Genomic DNA, 17,357 nt, shown 5'->3' with positions numbered 1-17,357 from the left:
CGGGATCTTCATCGTCTGTGGACCTGTGGGGATTTGAACCCCAGACCCCCTCGATGCGAACGAGGTGCGCTACCAGACTGCGCCACAGGCCCTTGCGACGTGTGAAACATTAGCATCCCCGCGCGGCTGCTCCAAAACGCGTTTCCCGGAGCGTCCGCGCAGGTCACCGATCACTCGTTGGCGGCGCGCGGGCGGTCGTCGCTCTCGTACTGGTCGAACAGCGGGGTGCGGCCGCCGGCCTGGCCGCGGGGGCGCGGGGTGGTCTGCGGCTTCGCGTCCGGCTTGGGGGCCGCGGGCTGCGCGCGCAGGCGGGGTTCCGTCGGCTCGGCCGTGCTGGAGCGGGTCGCGCTCCAGCCGTCCGGGGCGGCCGGGCCGGTGGCGCGGGGGGCGACCGGGGCCGTCACGTACGTCGGCAGCGGGACCGGGACCGGCTCCCAGCTGTCACCGCGGGCGGGGCCGCGTTCGCGTTCGCGCTGCTGGTCCACCCACTCGGCGTGGTCGGTCTGCTCGACGAGCGCGCGCCGCCCGGCCTCCTGCGGGGAGACCGGTGGTGCAGGGTCCGGTTCGGCGCCCGCGGGGGCGGTGTCCCCGGAGTCGCGGCGCCGCGGCCGGTTCTCGCGCAGCTGCCGCGCGGCCGCCTCGGCGCGTCGCCGGTCCATCGTGAACTCGTAGCGCCGCCGCTCCTGGACCCGCAGGTGCACGATGTACGCGCTCAGCAGGAGGGCGGGCACCGCGGGGGCCCACAGGAAGCGCAGGCCGCCCACCGCCGCGACGACCGCGCCGAGGGTGAAGACCAGGAAGAGGAGCGCGGTGGTGCGCCGGCGGCGTGCGAGGACCTGGAGGCGCTGTTCGCGCCGGGCCCGCTCCGCGCGCTGCTCCCGCTCGGCGGCGGCCGGTCTCGGCTCCGCCCTGGTCGGGGGCACGCCAACGGCCCGGGCGTCGGCGTCGACGGAATTCACCTTTTCCGTCGCGGCGTCCGGGTCCGCGTGGGGCTGGGGCCCCGCCTCCTCGTCACCGCGCTCACGCAGCCCCTTGGCGTAACGGCGCTCCATTCCCGCCCGGCCGGAAAGCAGCCGAATGGCAGTGGAGAAGCGTTCCGTCGGACGGGCCTCGTTCAGCTCGTCCTGCCTCCGGAGCCACATGGGCACCAAGTAGGCGGCCCAGGCCCCGACAATGACTGCGTAGATGAGGCCGCTGCTGCTCACACCTCACACCGTAGAGGGGCGTGGGCGGGGGGATCGGCCAATTGGGCCGGTGTGTCGCGCGATCTCGCTGATATCACGGACTTTTTTTGTGATTCTTCGGATCAGGTTATGGGCGAATCGGTCCCCGGCCCCTTGCCGTCCCATTAATTCGAACAGATATTCGGTTATCTATTTCGGGGGTGTCTTGTGCCGCGCCCGGTGCCAGCGGCGCAGCAGCCCCTCCGGCACCTCCTCCACCGTGACCGCGTAGACGAGGTGGTCGCGCCAGGCCCCGTCGATGTGCAGGTACCGCGGACGCAGTCCCTCCTCGCGCAGGCCCAGCTTCTCCACGACCCGCCGGCTCGGCCCGTTCTCGGGGCGGATGCACACCTCGATCCGGTGCAGGCCGACCTTCCCGAAGCAGTGGTCCACCGCCAGCGCGACCGCGGTGGGCATCACGCCGCGGCCGGCCACCTCGCGGTCCACCCAGTAGCCGACGTGGGCCGCGCACATCGAGCCCCAGGTGATCCCGGCGACCGTCAGCTGGCCCACCAGACGGCCCTGGTACTCGATGACGAAGGGCAGCATCCGGCCCGCGTTCGCCTCCGCCCGCAGATGGCGGACCATCTGGCGGTACGTGGGCCGCTGCACCACCGGCCCCCACGGCGCGGGCGGCGGGATCGTCGCCTCCCACGGCCGGAGCCAGTCCCGGTTGCGCCGGTTGACCTCGCGCCAGGCCTTCTGGTCCCGCAGTCTTATCGGCCGGAGGGTCACGTCGCCGTCCGTCAGGACGACCGGCCAGGAGGGGCCGTTCAGCTCTCGCTCCCGGAGGGTCCCGCCGGTCTGGGGTGATCGCCGCCCCGGATCTGGTCCACGGCGTGCGGAAGGATGCGGGAGAGGACGGCGAGGCCGTCGCGCACCCCGCCCGTCGAACCGGGGAGGTTGACGATGAGGGTGTGCCCCGCGACTCCCGCGAGGCCCCGGGACAGGGCCGCGGTCGGCACCTGCGCCAGGCCCTCGGCGCGGATGGCCTGCGGGATCCCGGGGATCTCGTAGTCCAGCACGCGCGCGGTGGCGTCGGGGGTGCGGTCCGTCGGCGAGATCCCGGTCCCGCCGGTGGTCAGGATGACGTCGTAGCCGCCGGCCACGCCCTCGCGCAGCGCCTGCTCGACGGGATCGCCGTCCGGGACGACCCGCGGGCCGTCCACCGTGAAACCGAGCTCCTCCAGCGCCTGCGCCAGCAGCGGGCCGCCCTTGTCGGCGTACACGCCCTGCGAGGCCCGGTTGGAGGCCGTGACGACGAGCGCCCGGCCCGTGGCGGCGGGTGCGGCCGCGGCCACGGGTTCCTGGGTCTGCGGGACGTGGCCGACGTGGCTGTGCACCTCACCGCCGCGCGGGGCGTTCACGAGCGCGCCCAGTCGCCGGACTTGCCGCCGGTCTTCTCCTCCACCCGGACGTCCGTGATGACCGCGCCCTTGTCGACCGCCTTCACCATGTCGATCACGGTGAGGCCGGCGACGGCGACGGCGGTCAGCGCCTCCATCTCGACGCCCGTACGGTCGGTCGTCTTCACGGTGGCGAGGATCTCGACGGCGTCGTCGGCGACCTTGAGGTCGACCTTCACGCCGGAGACCGCCAGCGGATGGCAGAGCGGGATCAGGTCGGGGGTCTTCTTCGCCCCCATGATCCCGGCGATCCGCGCGGTGGCGAGGGCATCACCCTTGGGGACGCCCTCGCCGCGCAGCAGCTCGATCACCCGGGGGGAGACCAGCACCCGTCCACTGGCCCGGGCCGTCCGGGTGGTGACGTCCTTCTCGGAGACGTCGACCATCCGGGCCGCGCCGGCCTCGTCGATATGGGTCAGCCTGCTCTGCGTGCTCATACTCTGCGCGTCGCTTCCGTCCGGGCCCCCGAGGGGCCTGTGTGGTGCAACACGCTACCCGCACCGGCCGCACTTCAGCCGAGCAGGACCACTTCCAGCTCGGTCCCGGGCTCCACCGAGGTGACGTCCTCCGGTACGACCATCAGCGAGTCGGCGTGCGCCAGCGCGGCGATCAGGTGGGAGCCCGATCCGCCGACCGGGCTGACCGTTCCGCTCTCCGCGTCGTACTTGCCGCGCAGGAACTGGCGGCGGCCGGCCGGGGAGCCGAGCGCCTTGTCGGCCGTCAGCACCGCCCGGACGCTCGGCCGCCGGACCTCGGACTCCGGCAGGCCCATCAGGGTGCGGATCGCGGGGCGCACGAACAGCTCGAAAGAGACGTACGAGGACACCGGGTTGCCGGGCAGGGCCAGCAGCGGGGTGTGGTCCGGGCCGATCGTGCCGAACCCCTGAGGCTTGCCGGGCTGCATGGCGAGCTTGCGGAAGTCGATCCCGGCGCCGTCCACGTCCCCGGAGGCCTCGTCGCCCGCGCCGACGGAGGACAACGCCTCCTTGACCACGTCGTACGCGCCGACGCTGACTCCGCCCGTGGTGACCAGCAGGTCGGCACGGATCAGCTGGTCCTCGATGGTGGCGCGCAGGGTGTCGGCGTCGTCCGCGACGGCGCCGACGCGGTAGGCGATGGCTCCGGCGTCCCGGGCGGCCGCGGCGAGCGCGAAGCTGTTGGAGTCGTAGATCGTGCCCGAGGTGAGCGCCTCGCCGGGCTGGACCAGCTCGCTGCCGGTGGACAGGACCACCACGCGCGGCCGCGGCCGGACCCGTACGGTGCCGCGCCCGATGGCGGCCAGCAGGGCGATCTGCGGCGGCCCGAGGACGGTCCCGGCTGCCAGCGCCAGGTCACCGGCCTGTACGTCGCTGCCGCGCGCGCGGACGTGCGCTCGCACCTCGGCGGCGCGGTGCACCCGCACCTCGCCGCCCGCCTGCTCGGGGGCCGCGCTGGCCGGGGTCATCCCGGCGACCGCGCCGCCGCCCGTGCCGCCGTCGGTCCACTCCACCGGTACGACGGCTTCCGCACCGGGCGGCAGCGGGGCGCCGGTCATGATCCGGGCGGCCTCGCCGGGGCCCACGGTGGGCAGCTCACCGCTGCCCGCCGCGACGTCCCCGATGACCGTCAGCACCGCGGGGAACTCCTCGCTCGCACCCTGGACGTCGGCCGTGCGGACGGCGTAGCCGTCCATGGAGCTGTTGTCGAAGGGCGGGAGGGCGACGGGCACGGTGACGTCCTCGACCAGGACACAGCCCTGGGCGTCCAGCAGCTGGAGCTCGATGGGCTCCAGCGGCCGGACGGCCGTGAGGACGTCCGCGAGGTGCTCGTCCACGGACCACAGACGGTGGCCGCCCGCCGGTCGTGGATGCTGCGGTGCGGAACTGCTCAAGGTGCTACATCTCCTCCGTGACGTAACGGTGAAGCCAGGTGCGGAACTCGGGGCCGAGGTCCTCGCGCTCGCACGCGAGGCGGACGATGGCCCGCAGGTAGTCGCCGCGGTCCCCGGTGTCGTAGCGACGGCCCCGGAAGACCACGCCGTGCACCGGGCCGCCGACGCTCTCGTCGGCGGCAAGCTTCTGCAGGGCGTCGGTGAGCTGGATCTCCCCGCCGCGGCCCGGCTCGGTCTCCCGCAGTATGTCGAAGATCGCGGGGTTGAGGACGTAGCGTCCGATGACCGCGAAATTGCTGGGCGCGTCCTCGGGCTCCGGCTTCTCGACGAGGCCGGTGATGCGGACCACGTCCTGCTCGTCGGTGGCCTCGACGGCGGCGCAGCCGTAGAGGTGGACGCTGGCCGGGTCGACCTCCATGAGCGCGATGACGGTGCCGCCGGTGCGGGCGTAGATGTCGGCCATCTGACGCAGCAGCGGGTCGCGCGGGTCGATGAGGTCGTCACCGAGCAGGACGGCGAAGGGCTCGCGGCCGACGTGCGGCTCGGCGCAGAGCACCGCGTGGCCGAGGCCCCGCGGGTCGCCCTGACGGACGTAGTGCATGGTCGCGAGGTCGCTGGATTCCTGGACCTTCTTCAGGCGGTCGTCGTCGCCCTTGGCGATGAGAGCCGACTCCAGCTCGTAGTTCCGGTCGAAGTGGTCTTCCAGGGCACGCTTGTTACGCCCAGTGATCATGAGGACATCGTCGAGCCCGGCCGCGACGGCCTCCTCCACCACGTACTGGATGGCCGGCTTGTCCACGACCGGGAGCATTTCCTTCGGGGTCGCCTTGGTCGCCGGAAGGAAGCGAGTACCGAGGCCCGCGGCCGGAATCACGGCCTTCTTGATCACGGGGTGCAACATAGTCATGCCCCGAACGATAGTGGGTCCTGCCGAACGCCAGACGAGATCGCAGCAGGTAGATCCACGTATGACCCGATTCGCAAGGATATTTGATTTCCTCGTGACCGAGAACCCGTCCACCGCGTCCGCCAAGGCCCGGCTGCGCCGCGAACTCCTGGCCGCCCGTCGCGCCTTGTCCCCCGGAACCTGCCGCACGGCCGCCGCGCAACTCGCCGTCAGGGCCCTCGAACTGCCCGAACTGGCCGAGGCGCAGACGGTGGCGGCGTACGTCTCCGTCGGCACCGAACCCGGCACCCGCGCACTCCTCGACGCCCTGCGCGCGGCCGGCAAGCGCGTGCTGCTGCCCCTGCTGCTGCCCGACAACGACCTCGACTGGGCGGCGTACGAAGGCCCGCTGAGCCTCGCCGAGGCCGCCCACCCCGGGAAGATGCGCCTGCTGGAGCCCACCGGCCCGGCGCTGGGACCCGACGCGGTGACCGGGGCCGACGCCGTGCTGCTGCCCGGCCTCGCCGTCGACGGGCGCGGCATGCGGCTCGGCCGCGGCGGGGGCTCGTACGACCGCGTGCTGGAGCGGCTGGAGCGCGCCGGGGTCCGTCCCGCGCTGGTGGTGCTCCTCTACGACGACGAGGTGGTCGCGCGGGTCCCGGAGGAACCGCACGACCACCCCGTACAAGCGGTGGCGACCCCGTCGGGGGTGCGCCGCTTCAGCTCATGAACCGGCCGGATTGAGGGTCAGGGTGTCGACCGTGGCCTTCTCGACGGCGTCCTTGCCGAAGGGCCACTCCAGCAGCTCTCCCTTGGCCCACAGCGTCGTCTGGTCCGTGTAGTGGGAGTTGTACGCGTGCCCCGAGGCGCCCGTCAGGTTGATCCAGCGGGACTTGTCGAGGTCGTTGAGGTTCACGACCATCCGCATCGACGGCACCCACGTGACCCCGTACCCGCTGGAGGCGTTCCAGCCGGTGGCGTTGACGGTGGCCTCGCCGCCGCCCAGGTTCCACGGGCCGCGGTTGAGGAGCCACTGCATGAAGCCGGGGCCCTCGGTGCCGATCGTCTGGTTCTTCAGGTTCAGCTGATGCAGCCGGCCCCAGCTCCAGGTGGACTGGTCCTTGCCGAGCTTGGCGGTGAGCTCCCAGCGGGCGTCCTTCATGGCCCGGGCGAAGAGCTCGTCGCGGGTGGTGGTCGCGGGCTGGGTCAGGGTCCTCGGCGAGCTCCACCACTGCGACTTCTCGTCCTTGACCAGGCGGCGGACCACCTCGAACCAGCGGTCGCCGCCGTCCGGCTGCGCCGAGTCGGTGCCGCGGGTGCCGCATTCGCGGACGGTCTTGGCGAGATCGTCGGCGGGACCGGTGCCGTTGCCGAGGACGTTCATGCAGCTGCCCTCGATCCGCAGCTCCTTGGGCATCTTGTCGCCGAAGGACAGCTTGAGGATGTTGCGCCAGACCGCGTTGAAGTAGGCCGCGGCCGCCGAGTCGGGCTCCTGCGTGTAGTTCCAGCCGTCCAGCAGCTTCTGCGCGGCGCGCACGCCCGGGTCGGAGACCTGGATCTTCGCCAGCATCGGGGTCAGCAGCGCGGCGATCTCGCTGCTGTTGTCCATCTGCATGGTGCGCATGTCGTCGGTCGAGATCTTCCCGCCGTCCTTGATCTTCGCCTCGATGAGGTCGTTGATCCGCTGGCTGCGGGCGCCGTAGCCCCAGTCGGTGGTCAGCAGGTACGGGTACTTGCCCGCGCCGGTCCCGCTCTCCACGACGGCCTGGTTGGCGGTGACGATGTAGCCGCGCGACGGGTTGGAGTCGAAGGGCATCTCGCTCTGCGGGACGTAGCCGGCGTTGCCGTCCTTGCTGCCCTTCCAGGCGTACTTGGAGTCCCAGCCGGGGGCGGGCATCCGGCCGTCGCCCTGGTTGCGCATCGGGATGCGGCCCGGGGCCTGGTAGCCGATGTTGCCGGTGAGGCCCTTGTTGTCGGCGTAGATCAGGTTCTGCGAGGGCACGTCGAAGTCGGCGGCCGCCTTGCGGAAGTCGTCGAAGTTCTTGGCCCGGTCGAGCTTGAAGACCGCGTCCATGGTCTTGCCCGGGTCCAGCGCCGTCCAGCGCAGGGCGACGGCGTAACCGTCGCCGCGGTCGGGGGCGGAGCTGGCGACGGGGGCCCGGGTGCCGACCGTGGCGAGCTCCTCGCTGCGGTCGGAGACGAGCGGACCGTTGTTGGTGGTGCGGACGGTGATCTTCTTGCTGTCGCCGCCCGCGACCTTGATGACCTCTTCACGGGTGGTGAAGGGGAGCACCTTGCCGTCGTAGACGTAGCCCTCGGGCTTGACCTGCTCCAGGAAGAGGTCGGTGACGTCGGCGCCGAGGTTGGTCATGCCCCAGGCGATGTCGGCGTTGTGGCCGATGACCACGCCCGGCATGCCGGAGAAGGTGTAGCCGGCCACGTCGTACTGGCACTGGGCCGAGACGGTGCGGCAGTGCAGGCCCATCTGGTACCAGACCGAGGGCAGCTGCGGGGACAGGTGCGGGTCGTTCGCGAGCAGCGGCTTGCCGGTGGTCGTGTACTTGCCCGAGACGACCCAGGAGTTCGAGCCGATGCCGCTGCCGTTGGGGCCGAGGATCGCGGGGACCTTGTCCAGGGTGGCGGCGAGGGCGGTCAGCTGGTCGCGCAGGCCCACGGTCGCGCCCTGGGCGGTGACGTTGTCGGCGAGGCCGGATCCTGCGGCCGTTCCGGTTCCGGTCCCCGTGGAGGCCGGGGAGCCCAGGGCGGTGCCGCTGCCCGAGCCCGTGCCGTTGGAGCCGGAACCGGAGCCCGTCGAGCCCGGGCCCTGGGGCGTGTACTTGCCGCCCTCGACCTTGCCGCCCTCGACGATCGGCTTGTTGCGGTCGAAGGGGTACGGCGGGTAGAGCTCGTCGATCTGCGCCTGCGAGAGCTTGCTCGCCATCAGCGCGCGGTCGATCTCGTCCTGCATGTTGCCGCGCAGGTCCCACGCCATCGCCTTGAGCCAGGCCACCGAGTCCACCGGCGACCACTGCTCGGGCTGGTAGTCGTCGCTCAGCTTGAGCGCCGCGTGCTCGACGGAGAGGTCCTTGCCGGACTTCCCCTTCAGGTACGCGTTGACCCCGTCAGCGTAGGCCTGCAGATACTTCTTGGCCTCGGGCGACAGCTTGGTGTCGTACTCGGCCTGCGCGACCTGGCGCCAGCCGAGCGTGCGCAGGAAGGCGTCGGTCTCGACCTGGCCGGAGCCGAACATCTCCGAGAGCCGCCCGGAGGTCATGTGGCGGCGTACGTCCATCTCCCAGAAGCGGTCCTGCGCGTGCACGAAGCCCTGCGCGCGGAAGAGGTCGTCGTCGTTGTCGGCGTAGAGCTGCGGAATGCCGTTGGCGTCGCGCTTGACGTCGACGGTCCCGGTCAGGCCGGGCACCTTGAGGGAGCCGGTGGTCTGGGGGAAGGAGGCGCGCACGCTGTCCACGCCCCAGTACGCCCCGTAGCCGAGGCCCGCGAAGAGCGCCAGGACCAGTACGAGCACGATCAGACGGGCGCGTCGTCCCTTCTTCTTGGCGGGAGGAGCGGTTTCGTTGGCGGGCATCGCTGTCCTTAGAGGGGCAGGGTGGTCCTGGGAGTGCTGGGAGCAACCATAGGCGCAGGACCGGCTTCGTTGATCCTCCAGGGGTAGAGGTCCGAACGACAGGGGCGAAGAGGCGTTTCACAATGTGGGTATCGCGTAAAGGGCGCGTCAAAGATTAGGTAAAGTAACGAACTACTTGCCGAACTTGTCGCCGGGAGGATCGATCCGCCGGGTGCATTGAGGAGGGCCGCCCACTGACTGTCCACACGCTCAATGAGCTTCTGCTGGTCTGCTCGCTCGTACTGCTCGTCGCCGTCGCGGCGGTGCGCGTCTCTTCACGCAGTGGCCTGCCCAGCCTGCTCATTTACCTCGGCATAGGCGTTGCGATAGGCCAGGACGGCATAGGCAACGTCGTATTCGACAATGCCGAGCTGACGCAGGTCATCGGCTACGCCGCACTCGTGGTGATCCTCGCCGAGGGCGGTCTGGGCACGAAGTGGAAAGAGATCAAGCCGGCCCTGCCGGCGGCGATCGTCCTCTCCCTGGTGGGCGTCGCGGTCAGCGTGGGCGTGACGGCGGCAGGAGCGCATTACCTGGTCGGACTGGAATGGCGGCAAGCCCTCCTGATCGGCGCGGTCGTCTCCTCGACCGACGCGGCGGCCGTCTTCTCGGTGCTGCGGAAGGTCCCGCTGCCCTCCCGGATCACGGGCGTCCTGGAGGCCGAGTCCGGTTTCAACGACGCACCCGTCGTCATCCTGGTGGTGGCCTTCTCCACAGTCGGCCCGGTGGACGACTGGTACGTCCTGCTCGGCAAGATCGCGCTGGAGCTGGCGATCGGCGTCGCGATCGGCCTGACCGTGGGCTTCCTGGGCGCCTACGGCCTGCGGCACGTCGCGCTGCCCGCCTCCGGCCTCTACCCGATCGCCGTCATGGCCATCGCCATCACGGCGTACGCGGCCGGCGCGATCGCGCACGGCTCCGGCTTCCTCGCGGTGTACCTGGCCGCGATGGTGCTCGGGAACGCGAAGCTCCCGCACTGGCCGGCCACCCGGGGGTTCGCGGACGGGCTCGGCTGGATCGCCCAGATCGGCATGTTCGTGCTGCTGGGCCTGCTGGTCACCCCGCACGAGCTGGTCCACGACTTCTGGCCCGCCGTGGTCATCGGGCTGGTGCTCACGATGGTGGCGCGGCCCCTGGAGGTCTTCATCAGCCTGCTGCCCTTCCGGATCCCGTGGCAGGAGCAGGCCCTGATGTCGTGGGCGGGCCTGCGCGGCGCCGTGCCCATCATCCTGGCGACCATCCCGATGGTGTCCGGGATCGAGGGCAGCGACCGCGTCTTCAACATCGTCTTCGTCCTGGTCGTCGTCTACACCCTGGTGCAGGGGCCGACCCTGCCCTGGCTGGCGCGCAAGCTGAACCTCGGCAAGGGGGAGGAGACCGCCTCCGACCTCGGCATCGAGTCGGCGCCACTGGAGAAGCTGCGCGGACACCTGCTCTCCTTCGAGATCCCGCCCGCCTCGCGGATGCACGGCGTGGAGGTGAGCGAGCTGCGGCTGCCGCCGGGGGCCTCGGTCACGCTGGTGGTCCGGGACGCGAAGAGCTTCGTACCGCTGCCGTCGACCGTGCTGCGGCGTGGCGACGAGCTGCTGGTGGTGGCGACGGATCCGGTACGGGACGCGGCCGAGGCGCGGCTGCGGGCGGTGGCGCGCGGCGGCAAGCTGGCGGGGTGGCTGGGCACGGGGAACGGGACCAGATCCCGTTAGAGCGACGTTCCAATTCGCTATTTTCAGTGCGATCTGCCCGGTTTCATCCCTACCCCTAAGCCCCTCACGTGCGAAACTCCCGTTAATCGCAGGTGAAGACACAGGTTGTCAGCGCAATCACAGGGCGTGGTAGTGGGATCCCCTGTACGATGAAGGCACAACAGATCGAACCAACTCTGCCTGACGCAGAGCTGGCGCGACCGCAAAGCGGCCGTGGCTCCCTCCCGCAGTGGGCGCCCAGGTATCACTCGGTTCTGCGCAAGAGGACAGCTCTCGGGGCTCCCACATGTACGGGTGCGGCCGCTCACAAGGCGAAGCACCGTCCGCAGACGGGGACGCTCTACCAGGCAGCGGAAAGGCAAGGCCGTGACATCCGCGGTCACGACCGAAAACTCCGCCCGCCCCGGCTACGGACAGCTCCTGCGCACGCCCGGTGCCCTCGGCTTCGTACTCCCCGGCTTCGCAGCGCGCCTCCCCTTCGGCATGCTGACCATCAGCATCCTGCTGCTGGTCCAGCACACCACCGGCTCCTACGGCGCCGCCGGCATCGTCGCCGCCGTGACCGGCGTCTCGATGGCACTCTCCGCCCCCCTGATGGGCATCTTCACCGACCGCCTCGGCCAGAGCGCCGTCCTGCTCCCCGTGGTCCTCACGCACGCCGCCGCCGTCAGCGGCCTGGCCGCGCTCGCCCTCCTGGGCGCTCCGGTCTGGGCGCTGGCCATCGCCGCCGTCCCCACCGGCGCCTCGGTGCCGCAGGTCGGCCCGATGGTCCGGGCCCGCTGGGCCGCCAAGCTGGAGGGCTCGCCGCTGCTTCCCACGGCCGCCGCCTTCGAGTCCGTCACCGACGAGTTCACCTTCGTCGTCGGCCCGGTCCTGGCGACCGCCCTGTGCACCGGCGTCCACCCGGCGGCCGGCCTGGTCACCGAGGCCACGCTGACACTGCTCGGCGGCCTGCTCTTCGCGGCCCGTCGCGCCACCCAGCCCAAGCCGCACGCCCCGTCGACCACCGGTGAGAAGCGCGCCTTCGCGCTGTCCTTCCCGGGCCTGCGCGTCCTGATCTTCGCCTTCCTCGGGATCGGCGCCGTCTTCGGCGGCATGCAGGTCTCGCTCGCCGCCTTCTCCAGCGAGATCGGCAACCCCGGGGCCAACGGCCTGCTCTACGGCGTCTTCGCCGCCGGCAACATGATCGCCGGCATCGCCATGGGCGCCATCGCCTGGAAGATCGGCCCGCGTCGCCGGCTGATCCTGGGCTACATCGGTCTCACCGCCGCCGCGTCCGTCCTGTGGGCCGCCCACTCGATGATCCTGCTGGGCGCCCTCGGCCTGGTCGTGGGCCTGTTCATCGCCCCGGCGCTGATCACCGGCTACACGATGGTCGAGCAGCTGGTCCCCGCCAACGCCCGGACCGAGGCCTTCACCTGGCTGACCGGGTCGATCGCCTTCGGCCAGGCCATCGCGGTCACGCTGGCCGGCCGTCTGACGGACGCGCACGGTTCCTCGTACGGCTTCCTGGTGCCCATGGCCGCCACCGCGCTCGCGCTGGCCACCCTGCTGGCGCTGCGCGGGAAGCTGGCCCCGAAGGCCCCGAGCCGGGTCGTGAACTCGTCCGGGCCGGCGGCCGCGACCGCCGCTCCGGCCGCCCGTAACCGGGTGAACGAGCGTGGGATGGGTCACCGCGTGCCGGTGACGGTGGACTGATCCGCCGGAATACGTCACCATGGAGCGTCGTTAGCACTCATTGAGTCAGAGTGCCAGGAGGAAATTCGTGCCGACCTACCAGTACCAGTGCACCGAGTGCGGCGAGGGCCTTGAGGCCGTGCAGAAGTTCACCGATGACGCGCTGACCGTGTGCCCGAGCTGCGACGGACGCCTGAAGAAGGTGTTCTCCGCAGTCGGCATCGTCTTCAAGGGCTCCGGTTTCTACCGGAACGACAGCCGTGGCGCCTCGTCGAGCAGCACCCCTGCCTCGAAGCCGGCCGCGAGCTCGTCGTCGTCCACGACGTCGACCGCCGCTGCGTCCTCCTCGACGTCCTCGTCGTCCTCGACCAGCAGCTCCACGTCGGCCGCCTGATCGCTTCACCCTGAGGCCCCGCCCGCCCTGACCGGGCAGCGGGGCCTTCGGCATGCCCGGTTAGGGTGGGCCGCATGGTGAACGCAGAGATCGGTGTCATCGGCGGTTCGGGCTTCTACTCCTTCCTGGAGGACGTCACCGAGGTCCAGGTGGAGACCCCGTACGGGCCTCCGAGCGACTCGCTGTACGTGGGTGAGCTGGCTGGCCGCCAGGTGGCCTTCCTCCCCCGGCACGGACGCAGCCACACCGTCCCGCCACACAAGATCAATTACCGGGCCAACCTGTGGGCCCTGCGCTCAGTCGGCGTCCGCCAGGTGCTGGGCCCGTGCGCGGTCGGCGGCCTGCGGGCCGAGTACGGACCGGGCACGCTGCTCGTTCCCGACCAGCTGGTCGACCGTACGAAGTCCCGTGCGCAGACCTTCTTCGACGGGGAGCCGCTCCCCGACGGTTCCGTTCCCAACGTCGTGCACACCACCTTCGCCGACCCGTACTGCCCGGTGGGCCGGTCCGTGGCGATCGCGGCGGCCCGGGGCCGGGACTGGGAGCCGGTGGACGGCGGAACCATGGTCGTCATAGAGGGGCCGCGCTTCTCCACGCGGGCGGAGTCACGGTGGCACGCCGCCGCGGGCTGGTCGGTCGTCGGGATGACCGGACACCCGGAGGCGGTCCTCGCGCGCGAGCTGGGGCTCTGCTACACGTCGATGGCCCTGGTCACGGACCTGGACGCGGGCGCCGAGACGGGCGAGGGCGTCTCCCACACCGAAGTGCTGAAGGTGTTCGGCGAGAACGTCGGCCGGCTGCGCGAGGTCCTCTTCGACGCGGTGGCGGCCCTGCCGGAGACGGAGTCCCGCGCCTGCCTCTGCACGCACGCGCACGACGGCTGGGACCTGGGCATCGAGCTGCCGTAGTTCCTCCCGAGTCCCTCCTGCCGCGGGCTCCGCGCAGGAGTGTCAGTGACCTCCCCTAGCCTGCGCGCATGGGAAATTGGGGCGGGATGGCCGTGGCGTGTGCCACGGTGGCGGAGCTGCGGGAGTTCGCGGCCGAGGCCGGGTGCGCGGACGTCGACGGCGACGCGGACCTGGGCGGTGGGTGGTCGGCCGTGTACTACCCGGACCAGCCGGACGGCGCCGCGGCGGCGTTGGCCCGGCGGACCGGGGCGCCGGTGCTCACGGTGGCGTACCTCGACAGCGATGTCGGCTTCGTCGAGGCCGCCACCTTCGCCGGAGGCCGTTGGAAGGCGCTGCTCAACCGGGACATGGCCGAGGACTACGAGATACCCGTCGACCGGTTCCCCGTGGAGACGGCCCTGGCGGGCGCCCTCGACTGGGCGGCCGCAGGCGGGCTGACCGCCGACCCGGAGGGGGTGCGGGCGGTCCTCACCGGCTCCGAGATCTGCGCGGAGGAGCTCGCGGCCCGGCTCCTCGGCGCGCTTGGGATCGCACCCGCGGCGCCCGGCGGAGCCGGCGCCTAAGAGGACTGGCGCTCGCGCGTCCACAGCGCCTCCGGCCTGACCGGTCAGGGCTTCGCGCAGGCCTGCCAGGTCCCGGCCGGGCGGTGACCTCGACAATGGCGGCATGAACACCGGACTCCCCCTTGTCGACCGCAGGGTCATCGTCGCCCTGGACTTCGACGACCGCCGGGCGGCCGAGGAGCTCGTCGAGCGCCTCGGCGACGCGTGCGGCTTCTACAAGGTCGGCCTGGAGCTGTTGACCGCAGCGGGTCCCGGACTCGCACGGGACCTCGTCGAGCGGGGGCACGAGGTCTTCCTCGACCTGAAGCTCTTCGAGATCCCGAACTCCGTCGCGGGCGCCGTCCGGGCCGCCGGCGCGCTGGGCGCGTCCATGGTGACCGTGCACGCCATGGGCGGTACGGGGATCATGGCCGCGGCGGTGGAGGCGGCGCGGGAGTTCCCGCGGCTGCGGGTGCTCGCGCTGACCGTGGTCACCAGCGTGACCGCCGGCGACCTCGCCGACATCGGCATCGAGGCGGACACCGAGGAGCAGGTGCTGCGGCTGGCCCGGCTGGCGGTGGGCGCCGGCTGCGACGGGGTCATCGCCTCGCCACGGGAGGCCGGGGCGCTGCGCGCACTGCTGGGGCCGGAGCGGCTGATCGTCACGCCGGGCGTGACCCTGGGCCCGGACAGCGCGGACGGCGGGGCGGACGGCGGGACGGGCGGGCACGCGCGGCTGGGGACTCCGCAGGCGGCCTTCGCGGCCGGGGCCTCGCACGTCGTGGTGGGCCGGTCGATCGCCCGGGCCGCGGACCCGGTGGCCGCGCTGAGGCGGGCCCGGGGCGCCTGGTAACCCTTGCGGGTGAGGGGGTTGTCCACAGGCTGGGGATCGTCCACAGGCTCCGGCGGGATTCCGCGGGAGGCCGGATCGTGAGGGGTGTCCGGGCGACGGGTCCGGGCCACAGCAACTCACTCGGTCTGGTGGTGTTCGTCATGTCCCCTTGCTCCACGGCCTCCACGGCCTCCACGGCTTCCAGGGCTTCTTCGGCTTCCACGCCTTCTTCGGCTTCTTCGATGTCCTCCGCGTGTCCCCCCGCGCGTCCGGTCCCGCCGTTCCCACCGCTTCGCGTGGGGCGGGGCGGGGACTGGCTGCGCCGGGCCGTGCGGCGCAGGCGACGGGTGGCCTCGGCCGGACTGGCCGTCGTGGCGGCGGCCCTCGCGGTGGGCGGTACGGAGGCGCAGGCCTCCCGGGGCGCCGCGCCACCGCCGGCCCGGGCCGCGCAGGGTGGCGCAGCGCCTGCGGCGGTGCGGATGGTGTCGGCCCCGGTGCGCATCGCGGACGCCGCGACGGTGCGGCTGCTGCGGCCCGGGGACCGGGTGGACGTGGTCGCGGCGGAGCGCGCCGGACCGACCAGGGTGGTGGCCGCCGGAGCCCGGGTCGCCGAAGTCCCCCCTCCCGAGCAGGGTGTTGGGGACGGCGGGGCGCTGGTGGTCCTGTCCGTGCCCCGGGACACCGCGCGGGATCTCGTGGGGGCGGGCGCCGTGACGCGACTGGCGGTGACATTGTGTTGATTCGCACACGGGGCCGGTCAATTCGCCTTGACGTGAGGGGCGATTGGACACGGTGTGCCCGGACTGCCGTAGCTTTCGGAACCGTTGGCTCCGTGTTCGGCAGATATGAAGAGAGGCTCAGTCGTGAGCGAGAACAAGAAGGAGAGCGTGCTGGCAGGCTTCAAGGCCTTCCTGATGCGCGGCAACGTGGTCGACCTGGCGGTGGCCGTGGTCATCGGCGCCGCGTTCACGAACATCGTGAACTCGGTGGTCAAGGGGCTCATCAGCCCGATCATCGGCGCGGTGGGTACGCAGAGCCTGGACGGCTACAAGTCCTGCCTCAAGAGCCCTTGCGGCGTCGGCCCGAACGGCCAGCCGACGGGTGTCGAGATCCTCTGGGGCTCGGTGCTCAACGCCACGCTGACCTTCGTGATCACGGCGGCGGTCGTCTACTTCCTCATGGTCCTGCCCATGTCGAAGTACCTCGCGCGGCAGGAGGCGCGCCGCAAGGCGCGGGAGGGCGCACAGGAGCTCGTCGAGATCACCGAGCTGGAGGTCCTCAAGGAGATCCGGGACGAGCTGGTCGCGCAGCGTGCCAACGGCGTCGGCAGCGGCCGGTCGGGTTCGCACGACGGGTTCTGACCGGTCCGGCCGGTGCGACCGCACCGGCGGCCCCGGCCGGTCAGATGTGGTGCGGAGGCTTCTCGTCGAGGAAGCGGGCCAGGTCGGCCGCGCTTCCGCCGGCGGGCGGCCGCTCGCCCCAGCCCCGGTCGGTGTCGTCCGAGGACTGCCGGTCGAGCGGGTCGTCGAAGTCCAGCTTCGGCTTCGGCCGGGGCCGGTCGGCCCCAGCGGCGGGGGCGGGACGCGAGGAGTGCGGGTCGGAGGCGGGGGCGCTGCTCATGCCTCCAGGGTACGGCCGCCCCTGGCTGCGGCCCCGCTCAGCTGGGGGCCTCGGCGCCCTTGCGGGCGCAGAACCACCAGCACAACGCGAGGCAGCTCGCGTAGAAGCCGGTGACGGCGCCCGCCTCCATCTCCGACTGCTTCAGGGTCGCGGCCTGCACCTCGGGCCCCATGCCCTCGGCCTCCCGCATGTGCCGGTCCCGGAAGATCACCGGGATCTGCCGGAAGGTCGAGCCGTTGCCGAGGCCGGAGAAGGCGAAGGCCGCCAGGAAGCCGGGGAAGAAGGCCCAGAAGCTGCCCTGGTCCCCATCGGACGGCAGCGCGAAGATCACCACGACCAGGGCGGCGGCCATCCCGACGAAGGACAGCAGGGTGACCCGGGCGCCGCCGATCTTGTCGGAGAGCCAGCCGCCGGCCCAGCGCATGAGCGCGCCGATGAAGGGGTCGATCCACGCAGAGGTGGTGGCCTGGTAGCCCTGCGCCTCGAAGTTGTTCTTGATCAGCAGGGGCAGGCCCGCGGCGAAGCCGATGAAGGACCCGAAGGTGTCGACGTAGAGCCAGGTCATCAGCCAGTTGTGCTTGCGCTTGGCCCGCCTGGTGCTGACCCAGCCGGACTCCGGTCCCGGAGGCACCCCGCGGCAGAGGAGAAGGCACCGTCGGGCCACGGGACAA

At 71.7% G+C, this 17,357-nt stretch carries 18 protein-coding genes and 1 tRNA gene; 9 read left to right on the top strand and 10 right to left on the bottom strand.

From position 1 onward, the window contains the following. Positions 1-18: 18 nt before the first annotated feature. The 7 genes from IF88_RS0102900 to galU form a co-directional block, all read right to left on the bottom strand. A tRNA-Ala gene (locus tag IF88_RS0102900) sits at positions 19-92 on the bottom strand. 78 nt (positions 93-170) lie between these two features. Beyond that, positions 171-1,205 (bottom strand): membrane protein, encoded by a 1,035-nt coding sequence (locus tag IF88_RS0102895; protein ID WP_030706957.1) that lies wholly within the window; start codon positions 1,203-1,205, stop codon positions 171-173. 168 nt (positions 1,206-1,373) lie between these two features. Then, positions 1,374-2,000, bottom strand: coding sequence for a GNAT family N-acetyltransferase (locus IF88_RS0102890; RefSeq protein WP_037805439.1), 627 nt, complete (start codon positions 1,998-2,000; stop codon positions 1,374-1,376). Beyond that, a complete protein-coding gene (locus IF88_RS0102885) occupies positions 1,997-2,524 on the bottom strand; it encodes a MogA/MoaB family molybdenum cofactor biosynthesis protein (protein ID WP_030706955.1) in 528 nt (175 codons plus the stop codon). Before IF88_RS0102885 ends, IF88_RS0102890 begins: the two co-directional genes overlap by 4 nt. A gap of 62 nt (positions 2,525-2,586) precedes the next feature. After that, entirely contained in the window at positions 2,587-3,066 is a 480-nt protein-coding gene (gene moaC, locus IF88_RS0102880) for a cyclic pyranopterin monophosphate synthase MoaC (RefSeq protein ID WP_030706954.1), read from the bottom strand. Between the two features lie 74 nt (positions 3,067-3,140). Continuing rightward, positions 3,141-4,499: a gephyrin-like molybdotransferase Glp gene (gene glp / locus IF88_RS0102875; RefSeq protein WP_051836337.1), complete on the bottom strand. Its 1,359-nt coding sequence runs from the start codon at positions 4,497-4,499 to the stop codon at positions 3,141-3,143. A 4-nt stretch (positions 4,500-4,503) separates the two neighbouring features. Further along, positions 4,504-5,406, bottom strand: a complete 903-nt coding sequence (galU, locus tag IF88_RS0102870; RefSeq protein WP_030706952.1) for a UTP--glucose-1-phosphate uridylyltransferase GalU — start codon at positions 5,404-5,406, stop codon at positions 4,504-4,506. A gap of 94 nt (positions 5,407-5,500) precedes the next feature. Here galU and IF88_RS0102865 point away from each other — a divergent pair, with 94 nt between their 5' ends. Next, positions 5,501-6,115 carry a 5-formyltetrahydrofolate cyclo-ligase gene (locus tag IF88_RS0102865; protein WP_051836336.1) on the top strand — a complete coding sequence of 205 codons (615 nt, stop codon included), beginning with the start codon at positions 5,501-5,503 and terminating at the stop codon, positions 6,113-6,115. On the opposite strand, the gene IF88_RS0102860 is transcribed toward IF88_RS0102865, so the two are convergent. Then, a complete protein-coding gene (locus IF88_RS0102860) occupies positions 6,110-8,971 on the bottom strand; it encodes a penicillin acylase family protein (RefSeq protein WP_030706950.1) in 2,862 nt (953 codons plus the stop codon). The genes IF88_RS0102865 and IF88_RS0102860 overlap by 6 nt on opposite strands. Before the next feature lie 215 nt (positions 8,972-9,186). Here IF88_RS0102860 and IF88_RS0102855 point away from each other — a divergent pair, with 215 nt between their 5' ends. The 8 genes from IF88_RS0102855 (at position 9,187) to mscL (ending at position 16,427) form a co-directional block, all read left to right on the top strand. After that, positions 9,187-10,713: a potassium/proton antiporter gene (locus IF88_RS0102855; RefSeq protein WP_107050452.1), complete on the top strand. Its 1,527-nt coding sequence runs from the start codon at positions 9,187-9,189 to the stop codon at positions 10,711-10,713. 366 nt (positions 10,714-11,079) lie between these two features. Then, positions 11,080-12,411, top strand: coding sequence for an MFS transporter (locus IF88_RS0102850; protein ID WP_030706948.1), 1,332 nt, complete (start codon positions 11,080-11,082; stop codon positions 12,409-12,411). Between the two features lie 67 nt (positions 12,412-12,478). Continuing rightward, positions 12,479-12,784 carry an FmdB family zinc ribbon protein gene (locus IF88_RS43130; protein ID WP_030706947.1) on the top strand — a complete coding sequence of 102 codons (306 nt, stop codon included), beginning with the start codon at positions 12,479-12,481 and terminating at the stop codon, positions 12,782-12,784. Positions 12,785-12,858: 74 nt separating this feature from the next. After that, positions 12,859-13,692 carry an S-methyl-5'-thioadenosine phosphorylase gene (locus IF88_RS0102840; RefSeq protein ID WP_030706946.1) on the top strand — a complete coding sequence of 278 codons (834 nt, stop codon included), beginning with the start codon at positions 12,859-12,861 and terminating at the stop codon, positions 13,690-13,692. Positions 13,693-13,760: 68 nt separating this feature from the next. After that, the gene (locus IF88_RS0102835; protein WP_158754277.1) at positions 13,761-14,255 is read left to right on the top strand and encodes a hypothetical protein; all 495 of its coding nucleotides are present in this window, start codon (positions 13,761-13,763) and stop codon (positions 14,253-14,255) included. Between the two features lie 103 nt (positions 14,256-14,358). Further along, entirely contained in the window at positions 14,359-15,087 is a 729-nt protein-coding gene (gene pyrF, locus IF88_RS0102830; RefSeq protein ID WP_030706944.1) for an orotidine-5'-phosphate decarboxylase, read from the top strand. A 221-nt stretch (positions 15,088-15,308) separates the two neighbouring features. Then, on the top strand, positions 15,309-15,806 hold the full coding sequence (locus IF88_RS0102825; RefSeq protein ID WP_030706943.1) for a hypothetical protein: 498 nt from the start codon (positions 15,309-15,311) through the stop codon (positions 15,804-15,806). Positions 15,807-15,929: 123 nt separating this feature from the next. Further along, positions 15,930-16,427 carry a large conductance mechanosensitive channel protein MscL gene (gene mscL, locus IF88_RS0102820; protein WP_030706942.1) on the top strand — a complete coding sequence of 166 codons (498 nt, stop codon included), beginning with the start codon at positions 15,930-15,932 and terminating at the stop codon, positions 16,425-16,427. 40 nt (positions 16,428-16,467) lie between these two features. Here the strand turns inward: mscL and IF88_RS0102815 are convergent, their stop codons facing one another. Then, positions 16,468-16,686 carry a hypothetical protein gene (locus tag IF88_RS0102815; RefSeq protein ID WP_030706941.1) on the bottom strand — a complete coding sequence of 73 codons (219 nt, stop codon included), beginning with the start codon at positions 16,684-16,686 and terminating at the stop codon, positions 16,468-16,470. Between the two features lie 37 nt (positions 16,687-16,723). Further along, complete coding sequence (locus IF88_RS0102810; RefSeq protein WP_030706940.1) at positions 16,724-17,317, bottom strand: hypothetical protein; 594 nt, start codon at positions 17,315-17,317, stop codon at positions 16,724-16,726. Positions 17,318-17,357 lie beyond the last annotated feature (40 nt).

The sequence above is a fragment of the Streptomyces sp. NRRL F-2580 genome (assembly GCF_000720115.1).
Taxonomy (GTDB): Bacteria; Actinomycetota; Actinomycetes; order Streptomycetales; family Streptomycetaceae; genus Streptomyces.
Note: the sequence above shows the minus strand (reverse complement) of the source record. Positions and strands in the feature narration are given on the sequence as shown.

Excerpts from the sequence above, each read along its gene's own strand:
- galU (WP_030706952.1), bottom strand. The coding sequence starts at position 5,406 with ATGACTATGTTGCACCCCGTGATCAAGAAGGCCGTGATTCCGGCCGCG.
- IF88_RS0102825 (WP_030706943.1), top strand. The coding sequence starts at position 15,309 with ATGTCCTCCGCGTGTCCCCCCGCGCGTCCGGTCCCGCCGTTCCCACCG.
- IF88_RS0102815 (WP_030706941.1), bottom strand. The coding sequence starts at position 16,686 with ATGAGCAGCGCCCCCGCCTCCGACCCGCACTCCTCGCGTCCCGCCCCC.
- IF88_RS0102840 (WP_030706946.1), top strand. The coding sequence starts at position 12,859 with ATGGTGAACGCAGAGATCGGTGTCATCGGCGGTTCGGGCTTCTACTCC.
- IF88_RS0102835 (WP_158754277.1), top strand. The coding sequence starts at position 13,761 with ATGGGAAATTGGGGCGGGATGGCCGTGGCGTGTGCCACGGTGGCGGAG.
- moaC (WP_030706954.1), bottom strand. The coding sequence starts at position 3,066 with ATGAGCACGCAGAGCAGGCTGACCCATATCGACGAGGCCGGCGCGGCC.
- IF88_RS0102860 (WP_030706950.1), bottom strand. The coding sequence starts at position 8,971 with ATGCCCGCCAACGAAACCGCTCCTCCCGCCAAGAAGAAGGGACGACGC.
- pyrF (WP_030706944.1), top strand. The coding sequence starts at position 14,359 with ATGAACACCGGACTCCCCCTTGTCGACCGCAGGGTCATCGTCGCCCTG.